The 18,521-nt window shown below is 66.9% G+C and carries 13 protein-coding genes; 8 read left to right on the plus strand and 5 right to left on the minus strand.

What is annotated here, in order from left to right:
• Window positions 1-28: 28 nt before the first annotated feature.
• A complete protein-coding gene (locus tag M8859_RS21890) occupies window positions 29-946 on the minus strand; it encodes a DMT family transporter (protein WP_195070809.1) in 918 nt (305 codons plus the stop codon).
• A 620-nt stretch (window positions 947-1,566) separates the two neighbouring features.
• Between M8859_RS21890 and M8859_RS21895 the strand changes: the two genes are divergently transcribed.
• Both M8859_RS21895 and M8859_RS21900 read left to right on the plus strand, forming a co-directional pair.
• Complete coding sequence (locus M8859_RS21895; RefSeq protein ID WP_195070810.1) at window positions 1,567-4,020, plus strand: FHA domain-containing protein; 2,454 nt, start codon at window positions 1,567-1,569, stop codon at window positions 4,018-4,020.
• Between the two features lie 143 nt (window positions 4,021-4,163).
• Window positions 4,164-4,790, plus strand: coding sequence for a VOC family protein (locus tag M8859_RS21900; RefSeq protein WP_159927079.1), 627 nt, complete (start codon window positions 4,164-4,166; stop codon window positions 4,788-4,790).
• Between the two features lie 81 nt (window positions 4,791-4,871).
• Here the strand turns inward: M8859_RS21900 and M8859_RS21905 are convergent, their stop codons facing one another.
• A complete protein-coding gene (locus M8859_RS21905; protein WP_195070811.1) occupies window positions 4,872-6,089 on the minus strand; it encodes an erythromycin esterase family protein in 1,218 nt (405 codons plus the stop codon).
• A 113-nt stretch (window positions 6,090-6,202) separates the two neighbouring features.
• Between M8859_RS21905 and M8859_RS21910 the strand changes: the two genes are divergently transcribed.
• From M8859_RS21910 to M8859_RS21925, 4 genes are all read left to right on the plus strand, one after another.
• Window positions 6,203-6,922 carry a MerR family transcriptional regulator gene (locus tag M8859_RS21910; protein WP_195070888.1) on the plus strand — a complete coding sequence of 240 codons (720 nt, stop codon included), beginning with the start codon at window positions 6,203-6,205 and terminating at the stop codon, window positions 6,920-6,922.
• 96 nt (window positions 6,923-7,018) lie between these two features.
• Window positions 7,019-8,098: a saccharopine dehydrogenase family protein gene (locus M8859_RS21915; RefSeq protein WP_195070812.1), complete on the plus strand. Its 1,080-nt coding sequence runs from the start codon at window positions 7,019-7,021 to the stop codon at window positions 8,096-8,098.
• A 350-nt stretch (window positions 8,099-8,448) separates the two neighbouring features.
• Entirely contained in the window at window positions 8,449-9,870 is a 1,422-nt protein-coding gene (locus M8859_RS21920; protein WP_370523810.1) for a glyceraldehyde-3-phosphate dehydrogenase, read from the plus strand.
• Between the two features lie 222 nt (window positions 9,871-10,092).
• Entirely contained in the window at window positions 10,093-11,625 is a 1,533-nt protein-coding gene (locus M8859_RS21925; protein ID WP_195070889.1) for an esterase-like activity of phytase family protein, read from the plus strand.
• 84 nt (window positions 11,626-11,709) lie between these two features.
• On the opposite strand, the gene M8859_RS21930 is transcribed toward M8859_RS21925, so the two are convergent.
• The 3 genes from M8859_RS21930 to M8859_RS21940 form a co-directional block, all read right to left on the minus strand.
• Window positions 11,710-13,128 carry a M48 family metalloprotease gene (locus tag M8859_RS21930; RefSeq protein WP_159927073.1) on the minus strand — a complete coding sequence of 473 codons (1,419 nt, stop codon included), beginning with the start codon at window positions 13,126-13,128 and terminating at the stop codon, window positions 11,710-11,712.
• The gene (locus M8859_RS21935; RefSeq protein ID WP_159927071.1) at window positions 13,125-13,580 is read right to left on the minus strand and encodes a hypothetical protein; all 456 of its coding nucleotides are present in this window, start codon (window positions 13,578-13,580) and stop codon (window positions 13,125-13,127) included. The genes M8859_RS21930 and M8859_RS21935 overlap by 4 nt, the downstream gene beginning before the upstream one ends.
• Before the next feature lie 164 nt (window positions 13,581-13,744).
• Window positions 13,745-14,758 carry a fatty acid desaturase family protein gene (locus M8859_RS21940; RefSeq protein WP_223514891.1) on the minus strand — a complete coding sequence of 338 codons (1,014 nt, stop codon included), beginning with the start codon at window positions 14,756-14,758 and terminating at the stop codon, window positions 13,745-13,747.
• Window positions 14,759-15,409: 651 nt separating this feature from the next.
• Here M8859_RS21940 and M8859_RS21945 point away from each other — a divergent pair.
• Both M8859_RS21945 and M8859_RS21950 read left to right on the plus strand, forming a co-directional pair.
• Entirely contained in the window at window positions 15,410-16,804 is a 1,395-nt protein-coding gene (locus M8859_RS21945) for a hypothetical protein (RefSeq protein WP_223514894.1), read from the plus strand.
• Window positions 16,805-16,821: 17 nt separating this feature from the next.
• Entirely contained in the window at window positions 16,822-18,453 is a 1,632-nt protein-coding gene (locus tag M8859_RS21950; protein ID WP_249644790.1) for a WXG100 family type VII secretion target, read from the plus strand.
• The last annotated feature ends 68 nt before the right edge of the window (window positions 18,454-18,521 follow it).

An 18,521-nucleotide genomic window follows, 5' to 3' on the forward strand; every position in this document is an offset into this window, starting at 1 on the left:
AGAGCCGTGGCGGTCGCCCTTCCGGCGGTTATGAGCTGTCGCTGCGGAACTCAGCCGGTACGTCCCACTGTGGCGCGGTGTCGTGATGGTCTGGAACGGGGTCGACGCCTTTGTGGCGCGCGAGCGCCACCGTCGCGACGACCACGGTCACGAACGCGGCTACCAGCACCGCGACCAGTTCGACATTCACATCCAGGTACTCGCCGAGCGCCAGGAATCCGAGGGCGCCGACCACTATCGGTTCGACGACCGTCGCCGCCGGAAACGATGCGTGCAGGCTTCCGGCCCGATACGAGTATTGCTGCATCACCGTGGCGGTGAGGCCGACGACGATCAATGCGTATGTCTCGGCCGAGAGGAGCACCGCGTTCGTGCCGCGGCCTGCGGTTGCGGTCACGCCCTTGATGAGCACGGCGGCGAGCCCGAAGAGTGCACCGGAGCACAGGCCGAGCAGTACCGCCCGACGCGGCCCCGGCCAAGCGCGGGCACCGAGCAACGCGGCGGTGAACAACGGAACGCCGATGAGCCCCACGAGCACCCAGTGCCACGCCTCCGCGTGCGACTGGCCGGGCTTGGGGTCGCCGACCACCACCAGAATCGCGACCGCGGCGGTCAGCGCCAGCGCCCATGCCCACTCGCGGGCCGACACCGTGCGCCCGTTGAGCCACGCACCCATCGGCAGAGCGAACAGCAGCGACAGCACCAACAGCGGTTGCACCAGCATCAGCGCACCCCTACCCAGAGCGGCGGCCTGGAAGGCGAATCCACCGGCGCCGACCAGGGTCCCCAGCCACCATTCGGAGGTGCGGAGCAGATCGCCCATGGCCGCGACCGAGTCGGGCGCACCGGCCGTTCGCGCGGCGGCACGCTGGCGGATCACCGCCCCGAGCGCTATACACAGGGCCGCGCAGAGGGCGAAGACAATGGCGACCTGTGAGGACGACACTCCGGTAGATTACTCCGGTGCACAGGCGGGGGACGGGCCGCGCGGCGCTCTACCGAGGACCTATCGAGGCTTTCCGCTAACGATCCGTTACTTGTCTTGATCGGCGGCTCGGCGCCCGTCGGGCCGGATGCGCTGGTCGCCCGGCATCGTCCGCGTAGAAGGCGCGTCATGGGCGCGTCGGGCCGCGAAAGCGCCGGTGCCGACGGGGGCGCGGTGTACGGAATACCGCAGAATTTCTACGGAATTGTTATGGGTGCCGGCAGGATCCACATCGTCGTCGCGTGGCTACCGCCATCACCGACCTGAAATGTAACAGTTCAGTCCCCATGAAAAACAACAAGGCAGCATTCGGCCTCGATACCGCATCGGACAACCGCATCGGCCCGATCCGCGGGGATTGTCGATTTCACTGCGGTTCCCTTGGTCGAGCTGCTGAATGCAGTTGGATTCGCTGTCGCATTTCTCGGAACGATGTAATTTACTATTCACTGGACTGACGGGATTCCGCTGGTCAGCAGGGTGCTACGGTGAGCCGTGCCGGAGACGGTCGGGCACCGCCGACGGGATGTCGGGTTACGGACTATTGCGGCGGCACCGCCGAACGGTCGTATACTCCCGTTATGGCGTATGAACCGTCCTCCACGGAATTACCCGAGGCACCGGTTCTTGTGGTGCAGACGAGAGAACGCGTCTATCGGCTCCGCGCCGGGGGCGCATATAATATCGGCCGCGATCCAGAAGCCGATATCGTGGTGAGCGATCCGCGTGTATCTTCCTTGCACGCCGTTCTGGAGCGGGGTGTGGAGGGTTGGAAAATCGAGGACGCGGGTAGCCTCAACGGAACATTCTTCGACGGTCACCGGGTCGACCGGATGGTGATCGACCACGACGAGACGTTCCAGCTCGGTCACGCCGTGGACGGTGAGCAGTTGGCCTGTTCCGTGGAGGGGCTACCCACCCACGACTCGGGTGGCGATGGTGAGGGCGACACGATGGTCGTCCCCGATCCCGGATACAACCTCGATGAGGATGCGACGGTCACGAAGTTCCAGCCGGGCCTGCCGCGGCGAGTTTCGCGATCGGCGCCACCGGTGGCCCCTGCGGACGCGGTAGTCCGTATCACTTCGCCCACCCTCCGGATCGGACGCGCGGCCGACAACGACATCGCCGTGCACGACCTCATGGTTTCCCGTCATCATGCCGAGCTGCGCACGGTCGGCCCGGGCAGATACCGGATCGTCGATCTCGACAGCCACAACGGCACCTATGTCAACGGCTCCAGGGTCGACGCCGCAGACTTGTCCGAATCCGACTTGATCGGCATGGGCCACACCGCTTTCCGTCTGGTCGGCGACGAACTGCGCAAGTTTGTCGATACCGGCGACGTGTCGGTCTCGGTGCAGAACCTCATCGTGCGGACACCGGAAGGCAAGGTGCTCCTCGACGACGTGAGCTTCCCGATCCCGGAGCGCTCGCTCGTGGGCGTCATCGGGCCCAGTGGGGCGGGCAAGTCGACACTGCTCGGCGCGGTCACCGGGTTGCGGCCCGCGACGGAGGGGACGGTCCGCTACGACGGACGCGACCTGTACACCGATTACGACGAGCTGCGGCACCGGATCGGGTTGGTCCCGCAGGAAGACATCCTGCATAATCAGCTTCCGACGCGGCGGGCGCTGCTCTACGCGGCTGAATTGCGCTTCCCGGGTGATACACGCAGCGAGGAGCGCGAGCAGCGGGTCGACGAGGTGCTGGACGAATTGGGTTTGTCGAAGCATGCCGATACCCGTATCGACAAGCTCTCGGGCGGGCAGCGCAAACGTGTGAGCGTCGCACTGGAACTGCTGACCAAACCGTCCCTGCTGTTCCTCGATGAACCGACCTCCGGGCTCGACCCGGGCCTGGACAAGACGGTCATGGAAATGCTGTCCGAGCTGGCCCACGACGGGCGGACCGTCATCGTCGTCACGCACAGCGTTGCGAATCTCGATTTCTGCGACCGCCTGCTGGTCCTTGTGCCCGGCGGTCGGCTGGCCTATTACGGGCCTCCGGCGGAGGGGTTGCAGCAGTTCGGAAAGCGCACCTGGGCTGAGGTGTTCCAGGCGTTCGACCGCGAGGACGACCGCGACTGGGCCGCTGAATTCCGGGCTTCGCCACGCTTCGAGAACTACGTGGCGGTCGGGCTGACCGACGAGGTCGGGCCGGTGGAAGTGCGTCCGCCAGCCCCGCCGCCCGCGCCGCAGTCGAAGCTCAGCCAGCTCAGTACGTTGTGCCGGCGATATCTGGCTGTGATCGCCTCGGACCGAAGCTATCTGGCGCTTCTCGGCGCGATGCCACTGCTCTTGGGCGGCTTGATCGCCCTGGTGCCGTCCGGGGAAGGGTTCATCGGGGCGCCGGGATCCAACGTCGATGCCCCGACGAAGCTTATGATCCTGGCATTCGCCGCATGCTTCGTCGGCACCGGCAACTCGATTCGCGAAATCGTCAAAGAGCAGACGATCTACCGCAGAGAACGTGCGGCCGGACTGTCGGCTGGGGTCTATCTGATGTCGAAACTCCTGGTCCTGAGCGTGATCACCACCCTCCAAGCGGCGGTGTTGGTCATGATCGGCACTATTGGTGTGAGCATGCCGCCCAAAGGGGTGTTCACGTCGGTGGAGCTGGAGCTGATCTTGGTGATGGCGTTACTCGGCATCGCGTCACTGGCACTGGGCTTGCTGGTGTCGGTGTCGGTGAACACCTCGGAGAAGACACTGCCGCTGCTGATCGTGCTCTCGATGGCGCAGCTGGTGCTCACGGGCGGGATGGTGCGGCTTCCCGGCACACCCGTCCTAGGGCAACTGTCCTATCTATCGCCGTCTCGTTGGGGCTACGGCGCGGGAGCCGCCACTCTCGACCTCGACACTCTCTCACCGCACTCGGGAGCGCCCGACCCGCTGTGGAAACACACCCTCGGCACGTGGCTGGTCGACATGGGAGTGGTGGCCGGTTTAGGGGTCCTCTTCCTCGCGCTGGCTTGGTATCGCCTGTACCAGCTGCGTCCACAGCGCCGCGGTGCCCGCCCGGCCAGGCTCTGACGCACGACTCCGACTCCGGCAACCTCGCGACGCCATATCGTCAGCGGCCTGCGGCGGTTCGGTACCGCGTGCGGTCGGCGGCAGGCCAGACCGGTCAGGAATCGAGAAGCGCGGGTCACCGAGCAGCAATTAGCGTCATCGCCATGGATACCACCGTCAAGCAGCCCACCATCGAGTCCGTCATCCTCGAGATGCCCGATCCCGCCGCCGCCGCGGACTTCTACGCCGCCGCGTTCGGTCTCGGCGACAAGGTGCGGGTGCGCGCCTCGGAGACGCCGACGAACGGGTTCCGTGGCTTCATCCTCTCGCTCGTGGTGTCTCAGCCGAGCACCGTCGACGGCCTCATCGGCACCGCTGTGGACGCCGGAGCGACGACGCTGAAGCAGGCCAAGAAGAGTTTCTGGGGCTACGGCGGCGTCGTCCAGGCGCCGGACGGGGCGATCTGGAAGGTCGCGACGTCGTCGAAGAAGGACACCGGCCCGGCGACCAGGGAAATCGATGATTTCGTGATTCTGCTCGGGGTCGACAACGTCAAAACGACCAAACAGTTCTACATCGATCGCGGCCTGACCGTGGCGAAGAGCTTCGGGAGTAAATACGTCGAGTTCGCCGCCTCGTCGTCGGTCAAGCTGGCGCTCTACGGGCGTCGCGCCGCCGCCAAGGACGCCGGCGTCTCCCCAGAGGGCACCGGGTCGCATCGGATCGTCATCGGCAGCGACATCGGTGCCTTCGCCGACCCGGACGGGTTCGCCTGGGAGGCCGTGGTCTGACGTGAGCACCGTATCTCCGTGGGGCGCAGACGCCCATGCGGTGGTCCCCGCCAACCGGCCGCTCTGCCGCATCGAGTGCTGCTACCAGTACTGATGCCGCTTTCCGTCGGTATCGGTGACGAAGATGACCGCGTCGGCGCCGTCCAAGTCTTCGGGGTCGAGTGGGATATGGCCGGGCACGATCGGTTCGCTTGTGCCGATCGACGGGGCAAGCGCGGCGCGCAGGGCCGGTGCCGGGAACAGTGCGCGGCGGGTGGTCGCCTCGGCCAACACACCCTGGAGGGTGCCCGGAGCGCTGTGGAGGCCGGCGTCGGTTGCCAGGAACATGTAGCGCTCGCCGAGGGCGAGCCCGACGAGCGCGCCGGCGCCGCACCAGTTCGCCTCGTCTTCGCTGATCAGCGTGTGGGAGTGCGCGCGCCGCAGGTGCGCGTTGTGCGCGAAGACCAGGCTCGGGCCGCGGCACTGCTCTCGGGCCGCGATCGCGAGCAGGTTATCGGCCATCATCTCCGCGCGCAGGCTGAGCATGGTCGCGATGCGATCGGGGGCGGGGCCGGCCATGGCCGCGTGATAGCGCAGCAGGCCTTGGGCGGTGCGCGCGTGCGCGACGGCGTGGTCGTAGCCGGTCGGGTCGGCGGGACGAAGGCCGGGTGCCGCGCGACGCAGCGCGCAGGCGACATCGTCGGCGACGATACGCAGGGCGCGAGCGCGATCGGATCCGCCGATGGACGCCGCCGGGTCGAACATGGCCGCCCGGTTCGACCAGTCGGCATCCTCGCCGAGCAGTGCGTCGAGGTCGTGGACTGAATCTGGCCGCAGCGGCACGGGAAGGTAGTCGACGGCCGAGGTCAGTGTGCGTCGCGGGCTCGGCGCACCGGAGTACTCCACCGGCGCGTCGAAGCCATAGAAGCGAACTCGATCCTGCGGCGCGCGACCGGCGTTGTGCGCGCGGAGCCATTCGACGAGTTCGCGGTTGCCCGGCACGGCGCCGAAGCCGTGGCTGAACCCGGTCGCGAGCACCGTGTCGATCTCCGCCGGACCCCCGGCCACGTAGTCATCGACAACCGACGCGGCGAAGACGTCGGTCTCCAGCGCGATCGACCGGTACCCCCGTGCGACGAGATGGCCGAGGATTTCGTTGCGCAACAACGGGAACGCCTCGATCCCGTGCGTCGGTTCCCCGAGGGCGAGCAGAATCGGCGGCTCGGTTCGCGCGGCGAGAAATTCATCGATGGCACGGCCCAGGTCGGCCGGGTCGTCGAGTTGGCGGCCGAGGGTGCACGGTAATGCGGCAGTGGACATGAGCACTTCTTTCGACTAGGCACTGCCTTTGACAGTACCGTTGAAGATGCAAGTGAAACTTCTGACACGTTTACCTGCCATCTAGAGATCAAAGCCTCAATCGGAGATGCAAGCTGAGACCCATCGACCTCGCCCGGGAACACGGGTTGTCCGCACAGGCGATCCGCAACTACGACGATGCGGGCATACTCCCGCCGACCGAGCGCAGCCAGACCGGCTACCGGCGCTATACGCCCTTGCACGCGCAGTCCCTACGCGCCTTCCTCGCGTTACGCCGTGGCCACGGGCACCAGCAGGCAATGGAGATCATGCGCGCCACCAACCGCGGCGACACCGAGTCCGCCTACCGGCTCATCGACACCGCCCACGTCGCGCTGCTCACCGAACGTGACACCCGCACCGAGGTCGCAACGGCACTGGGCAGCCTGTCCACCGCGATGCCGACCCCTGTCCAGGGTCGGCCGCTGAGCGTGGGGGAACTCGCCCGGCGCCTCGGCGTGCACCCTGCGACGCTGCGCGCCTGGGAGACCCACGGCATCCTGCGCCCCGAACGCGACCGGGCAACGGGTTACCGAGAATACGGACCCGACTGTGTGCGCGACGCCGAGATCGCACGACAGCTGCGCCGAGGCGGTTACCTGCTGTCCCAGGTCGCGCAATTCATCGATTCGCTGCGCGAGGCGGGCGGGGCGAACGCGTTGAGCGCATTCCTCGACTCCTGGCAGGACCGGCTGACCACGCGCAGCCGCGACCTTCTCACCGGCGCGGCGCAGCTCGATACCTACATCACCATGCTCGATCAGGCACAGCAGGGGCGAGCGGCGACAGTGTGAAAACGTTTATCCTGCACCGCTACAGTGCTGGTATGCCCATGGCAGGCGGGGTGAGCTTATTCGCGTATCGATGAACAGAACGGTAGGTGACTGCCAATGCCGAAGATCGTGTTGTTCGGCGCCACCGGGTACACCGGTCGCCTGACCGCCGAAGCCTTGATCGCCCGTGGCGCCGCCCCCGTGCTGGCTGCCCGCAATGCCACTGTCCTCGGGAAACTGGCCGCCGACCTCGGCGGCGCGGAGACCGCGGTCTCCGACGTGACCGACCCCGCCTCGGTACGGTTGCTTCTGGGCCGAGGCGACGTGCTGGTGACGACGGTAGGGCCGTTCCTGCGATACGGCGGACCCGCGCTGGCGGCGGCAGTGGCGGCGGGCGCACACTACTTCGACTCCACCGGGGAAGGCCCGTTCATCCGCGAAGTGTTCGACCGCGACAACGAGGCGCGCAAGGCAGGAGTGGCCCTGCTGACCGCGTTCGGTTTCGATTTCGTGCCCGGCAACCTGGCTGCCGGTCTCGCCTTGCGCGAAGCGCCGGAGGCGGTCCGCGTGGACATCGGCTACTTCATCGCCGGCCCCGGCACCAGCGGCGGCACCCGCGCGTCCATGGCAGGGATGCTGTTCGAGCGCGGCTTCGCCCTCCGCGGCGGCCTGGTCGTGCCCGAGCGGACCGGCTCACGGATTCGCACCTTCGACGTCGCCGGTCGCTCGCGCACGGGGGTGTCGATTCCCGGATCCGAACACCTCGCACTGAGCCGCGCCTACCCGCGGCTGGGGGAGGTCGACGTATATCTCGGACTGCCGACTGCGGTCGCTCGCGGCCTGCAGGCCGGCTCGTTACTCACCGGCGCCGTCGCACGAGTGGAGCCGGTGAAACAACTGGCCGAGGGTGTGCTGGAACGTGTCGTGAAGGGATCGACCGGCGGCCCGGGGCAGGACGCACGGGCCCGCACTCGCTCCTGGGCGGTTGCCGAGACATTCGACGACACCGGCCGCGTGCTGACGTCGGTCACACTGGGCGGTGTCGACCCCTACGACTTCACTGCCGCGATCCTCGGCTGGGGTGCGCAGACCGCCCTCGACGGCGGCCTGCTCGGCACCGGTGCGCTCGGTCCGGTCGACGCGTTCGGCTTGGATGCGCTCACTGCCGGTGCGGCCAATGCGGGGTTCAGCCGGTAGGGGTTCCCGGCCGCTACTGTGATCACCGCGGACCGCTCAGTTTTCGCGCTCAGCTTGCCGCCGGTCATATCGTGATCGGCATAGAGCCGCACACCCATGGTTTCGAGCGTCTCGGCTTCGTCGCGCCGCACGAGCAAGGCTTTGTCGTGGCTGTTCGAGATAGTCATTCCTACACCCGCCGGAGCGACGGTGTCGCCGACCTGGTGATCTCACGAGTGGGTATCCGGCCTCGGTGATATCGCCGCCCTCATTAGCATCGAAACCGCGAACAATCGAGGGAAATCCGAGGGCCTGCGTTGACGACCGAACAACTTGACCGCTGGAATGCCCAGGAAGCCGCCGCGGAGGCGATGATTCCCATCATCGGCACGTTGTACCGGGGGAAAGGCGTGACGATCCTGCTGCACAGCCGGTCGCTGGTGAACAAATCGGTGATCAGCATCCTGCGGACGCACCGCTTCGCGAGGCAGATCGAGGGCGAAGAGCTGTCGGTGGACCAGACCCTTCCTTTCTTGCAAGTGCTCAGCGAGCTGGATCTGGGGCCGTGCAAGATCGACCTCGGTCAGTTGGTCACGACCTATCGCGCTGATGATCGCGGACTCTCGATCCGCGAGTTCACCGAGTCGGTGCTGGCCGAGGTGACCAACGGCAACAAGGCTCGGTCACCGGGCCCGAGGGACGTCGTCCTCTATGGCTTCGGCCGCATCGGTCGTCTGGTCACTCGTCTGCTCATCGAGAAGGCCGGATCCGGCAACGGGCTGAACCTGCGTGCGGTGGTGGTGCGCAAAGGAGGCGAGGACGATCTGGCCAAGCGTGCGTCGCTGCTTCGCAGGGACTCGGTTCACGGCCACTTCAACGGCACGATCAAGGTCGATACCGGCAACGACACGATCACCGCGAACGGGAACGTCATCAAGTTCATCTACAGCGATGATCCGACGACGATCGACTACACCGCGTACGGGATCAAGGACGCGATCCTGATCGACAACACCGGTAGGTGGCGCGATCGTGACGGGCTGTCGCAGCACCTGCGCCCCGGCATCGCGAAGGTCGTTCTCACCGCGCCAGGCAAGGGTGACGTTCCGAATATCGTGCACGGCGTCAATCACCGCAGCCTGGATCTGTCGCAGCGGATCTTCTCGTGCGCCTCGTGCACGACCAACGCGATCGTCCCGCCGCTCAAGGCCATGGATGACGAGTACGGCATCATCCGAGGGCACGTCGAGACGGTGCACTCGTTCACCAACGACCAGAACCTGCTGGACAATTATCACAAGGCGGACCGTCGGGGCCGGTCCGCGCCGTTCAATCTGGTGCTCACCGAAACCGGTGCGGCGTCCGCGGTCGCGAAGGCCATGCCGGATTTCAAGGCCAAGATCACTGGCAATTCGATTCGTGTTCCCACCCCCGACGTCTCGGTCGCGATTCTGAACCTGCAACTCGCGCGGCCGACGACGAAAAGCGATGTGCTCACCTACCTGCGTCAGGTTTCGCTCGCCGGGCCGCTGAGCCGCAACCTCGACTACACCGCCGCCACGGACGTCGTTTCCAGCGATTTCATCGGATCGCGCGCAGCGTCGATCATCGATGCCAATGCCACGATCGTCGAGGATGACACCGCGATCCTGTATGTCTGGTACGACAACGAATTCGGCTACTCGTGCCAGGTGGTGCGGACGGTGCAGTACATTTCCGGCATCGAGTACCCGACCTACCCGCAGGTCCGAGCAACGAACGCGCATGTGCTGACTGCGACCGACGCGCGGTAGCCCGGGATCCCGGTCGGCACACGCCCCTGCTCCGCCGGCAGGGGCGGCGCGATCGGGAAGTCGTTGCCGGTGGCATGCGCGTCGAGGCTGGTGCCACGGCAGAATGATCGAATGGTTGTGAGGATCGACGGCGCACGTTCGGCTCGATGCCAACTGGTGGCCAGGCGCGGACGGTACGCATCACCGGTGCGAACGCACCGCAGAACCCGAAGCGCACTCGTCATGGTGGCCGTGTGCGCGACCGCCGTTCTGTCCGCTTGCTCGTCGTCGAGTTCGGAGGCGGACTTCACCGCCACCAGGGATGAGCCCCTGGTGATCTCACTGGACGATCTGCTGGCCGAGACCGGCGGCAGCGCCGCGGTCGAGATCGCCGATCCGCGGCACGGCACGATCACCCATCGCACCGATGGGGCGGTGGTGTACACGCCGGCTGCCGGGTACACCGGGCCCGACAGCATCACCGTGACCACCACCGACGCCGTGAAGCTGTTCACCACCGATATCCCGCCGCTCGGCGACTTCGGCGGGGTGAGCTTGCAGGGCAGCGGGTACGGGTCGGCGTTCGCCCCGGTACCCGGATCGACCGACGAATTCTACGGTCTCACCGACCGCGGTCCGAACGTCGACGGCCAGGGCAAGAGCGAGAAGCTCACGCCCGTACCCACTTTCACGCCCACCATCGCGAAGTTCAAGATGGTCGGCACCAAGGCGGTGCTGGTAAGCGCCATCGCTTTGAAGAACTCGGCGGGTCAACCGTTCAACGGCTTGGTCGATATCTCCGCCGGCACCGGCGAGACCATCCGCGACCTCAACGGCGCCATCCTGCCGCCCACCGATCACGGCATCGACAGCGAGGGCTTGGTCGCTATGCCCGACGGCAGCTTCTGGGTGTCCGACGAGTACGGGCCGTTCATCGTGCACTTCGACGCCAACGGCACCGAGCTCGAACGGCTGGCGCCGGGACGCGGCCTGCCCGCGGAACTTTCGCTGCGCACTCCCAACCAGGGGATGGAGGGGCTCACCGTCACCCCGGATGGCAGCACGCTGGTCGGCATCGTGCAGAGCGCACTCAGCGAGCCGGGTGTCGCGTCGGCGCGTGAGGTGCCCATGACCCGGATCGTCACCGTGGATCTGAAGACCCGGGACGTCAAAGAATTCGTGTATCCGCTCGAGGAGCCGAAGCAGAAACTCGTGGTCTCCGAGATCACGGCGCTGAGCAACACCACTTTTGTGGTCGACGAGCGCGATGGCAACAAAACACCCAAAGCGAACAAAAAGCTCTGGACGATAGACATCACCGGCGCCACCGATGTCGGCCCGCAGTCGGAGATTCAAGGCGCGCAATACGATACGGAGCTGGGCCTGCTGGTCGGCGGAAAGCCGTTGGAACTCCTCGTCGGTGCCGTGCCCACCGCCGACGGCGTCGCCACGCTGCGGAAGGCGGGCATTTCTCCGGTCGTCAAGAAGTCCGCTCTGGATCTCGGCGGTCTGCTGGACGGTCTGAACGCGGACGGCCTATTCTTCGGCCACGACAAGATCGAAGGTGTCGCCACCCGTGACGGCGGCAAAACCCTTTACATTGCCGCTGACAGCGATTTCGGCATCGAGGCCCGCACCGGTGACCGACCGCCGTTCGGGCTGAAGCCGAAGCTCCTGGCCAACGGCGTGCAGGCCTCGGGTGAGGTGCTGATGATCGACACCACCGAGCTGCCCGCCGAGACACGGACGCAGACAGTCACGATCACCGTGAAGTAGACAGCACAGACGGCAATCGCAGCACGCGCGTCGGTCGGATTCGGCAGTAGTCGATCGGCATTGCAGCGGTCGAACCCAGGAGAATCATCTGTTGTCCTCATCCGGTTGCCGCCATGGGAATTCGAACGGGTCAGGGTCCGCGAAGTCGGCGAGATCGTGACGGCCACGAGGGGAGGAGTGTCTCCACTGATGGAACTTTCCCTTGGAGATCCCGTCGCTCAGCGAGAACAATACCGCGAGCGTCAGCGCGACCAAGGTAATCAATACGATGCGTAGGACGCCTTCGATGCCGGGCCAGACGCGATTCATCCCGGTCGCGGTCAGCGTGCACGCTCCTACTGCGAGGAAGCTGGGCAGGATCTTGCCGTGGTTGTCATCGATGAACCCGGATTCCGCCAACCACCGGCATCTCCGGGCGCTCATCGGATGAGTCTGCCAGCTCTCGGCGAGGCGGGTGACGAGCCCGGCCATGACCCCAGCGATGAGTGCGATCGGGCGGCGAATCCCTCCATCGGTCCGGCGCAGGGGATACAGTCGGCCGGCGCGACGGATCTGCGCCAGTTCGTCGGTGCCGCGCTGGAGCACCGCCCACACCGCGGGGTCGGCTCCCCATACGCGGGCATCGTGGTCGGCTACCTGCTCCCGAGTGCGTTGCAGTCCCGCGTAGATCAGATGGCCCGTTACGATCAGTGATCCGAGAAGGGCCAACTCGCGCAGCGGGTTCACAGCACCGGTCGGCCAATGCCGGGAGTATGTACCCGCCGCGACCAAGCCGGTCGACAACCACAGATGCACTGCCGCGGACGGTACGGCGACACCGATCACAAACGCCAACCACAGGGCACGCGCACCGTATCCGATCAAGACGTCCCGGTTGTGGACGTGCGCCAGTTCATGCAGCACCACCGCCCGGAAAATGTCGGGCTGCCGCTCTTGCCTACGCTGTCCGGTCCTGCGCAACCCCTCCTTGACCAGACCCGCGCCGAGGCAGATCGTCGGACGGCCCGCACGGCGCAAGGTGACCGCATCCCGGCTGGAATCGAAGATCGCGACAACGAACCTCGGTGGACGCGAGGTGAGTCCGGCGATCTCGACGAGGTCGTCGACCGTGGCCCGCAACTGCGTGGGGATCGTCCCCAGCGCCGTACGTCGGGCCCACAGCGGCCCGATCCGGTAGATGACCAATGCCACGATCAGCACTGCGGCGGTCCACCAGAGCGCAGGCCGCACCGCCTGGGACACGGTTGCCGGAAAACAGTGGGAATACCGGCCGAATCCGGCGGGAAGTCGCAGCATCGCGAGGTGCCATGGGTTGGCAGGATCGAATCCGGCGGCATCCAAACAGCGGCGGTAGGCGGCTTCACCCCGTACTGCCAGCAGCATCCGGGTGACCAGCATGAGCGACCACGCAGGGACCACTGCCAGCAGCAGCACACAACGGCGCCGAGTACCCCAGGAGAGAAAGCCGCGGTGCCCGCGCGCACCGTCGGCGTCCGTGGTCACTGTCCGGTATCCGGCTCGATCGCCCGGAGCCGGGCGACCACCTCCTCAGCCAGCTCGTCGGCCCGGACGCGGTCGAACCCGCGCGCGAGCGCGCCGTCGACGACCTGGCTGCGCACGCGCCGCAACGTCTCCGAATCCACGGGAGGCACAGTAGGTTCCGCTGCTCGCCGCCTGCCGATCATGGCCCGCAGACGAGTACCGACCTTGGCCGTGGCAGCATCGACCGCCCTTCCGGTCGCATGGTCGGAAAGTTGTTCGACCACCATCCAGACCAGCGGAAGTACGAACGGCGCGACATCGGGAAGCCCGAAGCGTAGCGGTCCCCGCCGTCGCGCACCGGCGCGGCGCAGCGAACGGCTCACCTGCTCACCGTCCAAGGAATCCAGGTTCTCCAGTAGCCACCGCTCTTCCGGAACCTTGCTTCTTACGACATCCCATACGATTTGACGCACCGTCGTGACCATGAGCACCCCCTACCCTCGAGTTGGCCGAAGCTGCGATAGTACCGATCGGACGCATCACGTGCGGCCCCTCACGATGCCCGCATCGAATCACAGACGCTGCGCCTACCGGCCTACGCGGGGCTGGTGGCGCGCCGCCCCTCTCTAGTCGCGCTTCACCCGGATCTGGTGGAACCGAGCTCTTTTCCCTGCTCGACAGCGGGCGGGAGTGGGCGGGCGTGCCGACCGACGGTGTGCAGGTGGCTCAGCGCTCGGCGGTAGGAGTCGAGCAGGCTGGTCTGGCAGTAGGGCAACTCAAGCTCGCGGCAGAAATCTTCGACAAGCGGCTGGGCTCGGTGCAGGTTGGCTCGCGGCATGGAGGGGAACAGATGGTGCTCGATCTGGTAATTCAGACCGCCCATGGCTACGTCGATGAGGCGGCCACCGCCTACATTGCGGGACGTGAGCACTTGCCGGCGCAGGAAGTCGGTCGAGTCACCTTCGGCCAGTACTTCCATTCCCTTGTGGTTGGGCGCGAAGGTGCATCCCATGTAGAACCCGAACAGGCCTTGCTGCACAGCGATGAAGGCCACCGCTTTGCCCGGCGACAGGACCAGGAACACCGCGGCGAGGTACCCGGCGGTGTGCGCGGCCAGCAGCACGGCCTCCAAGGCGCGGTTCGGTATCGCCCAGCGCAGCACCGCCCGGACACTCGCGTAGTGCAGACTGCCCGCCTCGAGGAACAGCAACGGAAAGAACAGCCAGGCTTGGTATCGGAAGACGAATCCACGGATGCCTTTTCCGGTCCGTGCTCGATCGCCGGAAAAGGCCAGTACTCCCATCACATCGGGATCCGAGCCCTCGGTGTTGGGGTGAGCGTGATGCCGGTTGTGGTTACTGGTCCACCAGCCGATGCTCAGCCCGATACCGAGATTGCCCGCGATCGCACCGAACAGGTAGTTGGCCCGCCTGCCGCCGAAGATCTGTCGGTGCCCGGCATCATGACCGAGGAAGGCGATCTGGGCGAACACCACCGCCAAGAACGCGGCAACCCCAAGCTGCCACCACGAGTTCCCGATGAAGAAGAACGCCGCCCACCCGGCAGCGAACGCCAGCGCGGTGACCGCGCTCCTCCAGGCGTAGTACCCCAACCGCCGATCCAGCAGCCCCGCCTGCCGTGCACGGCGCAACAAGACCGCGTAGTCGCTGCCCCGGGCCGGTCGGTGTCCCCGGGGCTGTGCGGTCGACGAAGAGAATGGCTGCACCCTTGGAGTAGTGCGGTCCAACGCGACGACCGCGCTCGCTGTGGCAGCGGATGTCGGCGCCACCCGGCCGGTAGAACTTTCGATTACCACGGGTTGCCTGCGCATCCTGTTGTCAGTGTCGGTCGCAACATACTGCCGTGACTGGACCACCGCAAAGTGAACTGCCGTGCCGTCTGCCGACACATCTGCGTAACGATTGCGCTGCATCGACGGTAGCGGCTGCCCGAGACCGCCGCCACGGGTGGCACGGTCACCGTCTGTGGTGGCTGGCTCACCGGAGTGGCCGACGCTGGATCGGCTTGATACGCCGGCAAGTGTGATGCATTAAGTGCGAGGAGGTCTCAAATTGTCGTCGCGATAGGTCGCAGGGCAGGCAGGTCGCCGTATTGGTGCATTTCGTTATAGCGCTGGGGCGTAAAGTGTGCAAGTTTCTATTCCCGGGAGATTTCAGATCCTGAGGCCGAACCGATTCAGGCGATTTGTAGGGACTGCTCGTGAACTGCTCGCGGTCGAGGTCGCGCGTTGGCGCCTGTGTGGCTTCGGCGTGTCTGTCGTCCCCGGACCACGGAGAGTGCCGTGCCACAGGTCGGGGATGAGGATCTTGCCGGGTTGACCGATCGGATCGCGGATGGGCTGCGTGCGGCGGCCCCGCCCGGGTGGCGGCGGCTGGAGGCATGGTTCGCGATGACCGTGGTCGCCGAATCGGCGTCGCTGGTGGCCGATGACGGTATCCGGTCGTTCCGGTGCCCGGTGCCGGACGCCGTGTGGGATACGGTACGCCGACATCGGCAGGTGTCGGCAGGGGGGCATGCCGGGCCGTGGTGGCGGTTGCTGGTGCGCATCGACGGGGACGGTGTCGAGGCCGCTGCCGATCACGGCGCGGCGCCGTTCCCCGGCGAGCAATTGTTCGCACCGGATGCCTATCTCGCCGACTTGGAACGCTATCCGCGGGATCGGCTGCCGGTGTGGCTGGCGGCCTATCTCGGTCGCGGCGAACGTCGGACGCGGTCGCCGCGCGCCGCCGCCGACGCGATGCGTGCGGACCAGCGTGCGGGTTTGCGCGCGGTCGCCGTGGACAACGAACTGCCGGAGTTGGCCGTGTTGTGGGCCCGGTGGGCGGTGCTGGCAGCAGCCTTCGTAGCGGTCGGGGCGGGGCAGGGGCCGCGGATCGGTCCGTCGGTGGGCATTTTCGAAGGTGCGGGACGCAGCGGTTCGACGTTGACGCTACTGCCTGGTGACCGGGCCGTGCTGTCGGGTGGCGTGTGGGATGCGCCGGCCCTGGACGCCGCGTACAACTCGGGTGCGGCGATGCCGGAATTATTCGCAGGAGCCCCGGGTTGGGTCGCCGACCCGGTGCTGAATCCGCGGGTGGCAACCGGTTTGCTGTCATTCTGTTACTGGTGGGAGGCCGGCCGATGGTATCGGGGTGGGTCCGCGCCGATATCGGAGTGCGCGCCGGCGCTGCCCGCGGTGTGGACGGTCGGCACCGTGGCGGGCGTTGTCGGCGACCTGCTGGAGGACCGGTCGGGTGGTACACCGGATGCGGCCGAGATGCTGGTGTCGGCCGCGCAGGCCGGTGCGGTGACTCGTGAGGCGATCGTGCAGGTCTTCGGTGACGGTGACGGCACCGACATCGATGGTGCGATGTTCCAATTCGTTCTCGCGGATCTGGACGCCGACCACGCCGAGGGGATCGGCGCAGCGGATGCGCTCGACGTCGTGCGGGAGCACATTCGACGAGAGGGCTATGACACTGCGGGATACCCGCTGTCGTCGTTGCGGGCCGATCGCATCAGCGTGGGCTGGGTAGTCCGTTCGCCGGTTCCGGACGGCAAGATCGCTTTGGACCGCGCGGTCTTCTATGTCGCCGACGACGGCGTGGTGGAGCGCTCGACCACGTCAGTGCCGTTGTCGGTGTTCGTCGCCGGTTTCGAGCGCCGGTTCCGGCTGCGTGGCAACGGCCGCGCCTGACCGGAGGGGATCACGACGTGAACGGTGAAGTTCGGCTGGATCCGGATCGTCTGCGGAATCGAGGAGCGCGGCTGGCCGATCTCGGGGACCGCGTGGGACAAACTTACGCGGGCCTGCGCGATTCCCTCGCGCACGCCGAAGGCAGTTGGGGCGACGATGATCTGGGTGTCGCGTTCGCCAAGGAGTTCAAGCCGCATGCCGACCAGTTGCTGGCAAACCTTCGGGCAATGCGGGAGAGCCTGCACAGCACGGCCGCCGGAATAGTGGACGTCGCAGGCCAGTTCGAAGCACAGGACAGGTACGGCGCCGGCCGGGTCGGCGCTACTGCCGCCAACCCGGACCCGATCGGCGAACCGGCGCCTCCACTGTCCGTTGGCAGCGTGGGCACGACCTCGCCCGCGGGCGCACAGCCACCCGTGACGTCCGGTCCCGCGGCGACCTCTCCGGCAGGGGCAGACCCGGCCTATCCCACGAACCCGGCTTATCCCACGAACCTGTCGTCACCTACGAACCCGGCGTCTCCCACGCACCGGGCCGAGCCCACCGAACAACCCGCCTCCAGCGGAACACGGACACCGGACCCGTCCGGGGGGCGCTCCAAACCGGAGGGCGGTCCGCAACGAGATCCCTCGGATCGGGCAGCGCGCCGAGAGGCGGCCCCGAGAGTAGGCGGACCGGTCAGCGTCAACCCCGGAAAGCCTGCCGAAGACTCCCCGCGCCGTCCGCCGGCCTCCGCGGTGTTCCCCCCGGCCGCCACCCGGGATTCACCCCGTGCCCCAGCCGGGCAGCAGGCACGGGTCGGCCCGCCGGGCGGTGTGGGACGGCCGGACACCCCGTGGTCCGGGCAGCCGCCTAGAACGGCCGGACCACCCTCCGGTGCGGATCCGAGGCCCTCTGGTCCTCGGTTCGCTGCTCCGCCGCGCACGCGGAAGCCCGCCGACGAATCGCCGCACGGGCGTGATCGGGGTCGCTCCGGCGCGCGCCCGGGTACCCATCCCGTGATCGGCTGGCTGGCGCGGACGCTCGCCGAACACCACGACGTGCGGGTGGACGGATTCGATGCCCCCGGATTGCAGGTGCCGGCCATACGAGGATTCGTGGCCGCTGTGGACCGAGTGCTCACCGACTACCCGGTCGTCGCTGTCGATTTCGTCGCTGTGGCGGAGGTCGACGCCGAATCGGGGCCGGTATGGTGGAGTCTCGAACCACGCCATACGCGGGGCATGGGCGCCGGTCGGTCGATAACCCTCGACCAGCGGACCGCGCAGGAGTCGGGGGGAGCGACCGGAACGGCGCAGTCCGACGCCGAGTCGCTGGAGCGGGAGATCTACCTGGCGACGCTCTGCGAATTCGGCCGGGCGCTCGACTCCGCCGGCGGCGGTCTCGCACGCAAGCGGGCACAGCGTGTCCTGATCGCGGAGTACCTGCGTCTGGAGGCGGAACCGAACAGCACGTTCGCCGAGGTGGTAAGCGGTTACCGGCGCTGGCGTGCCGAGTTGGCCGGGGACGTCGCGGACGCGGGCGGGTTCGACGTTTGCCGGGCCCTCGGCGCCGCGTTCGCCGATGTCGTGGTGCGCGGCGAGGAGGCGAGCGTGCAGGCGCGGGCACTGCACGCGGTGCTGGTCGACGCGACGTCGCGGCAGAAGTAGGCGGTGGCGGTGGACGGTTCGTGGGCGCTGGACTCGGTCGTGGAGCTGCGTGCCTTGTTCGAGGGCTT

The organism is Nocardia sputi (assembly GCF_023501985.1).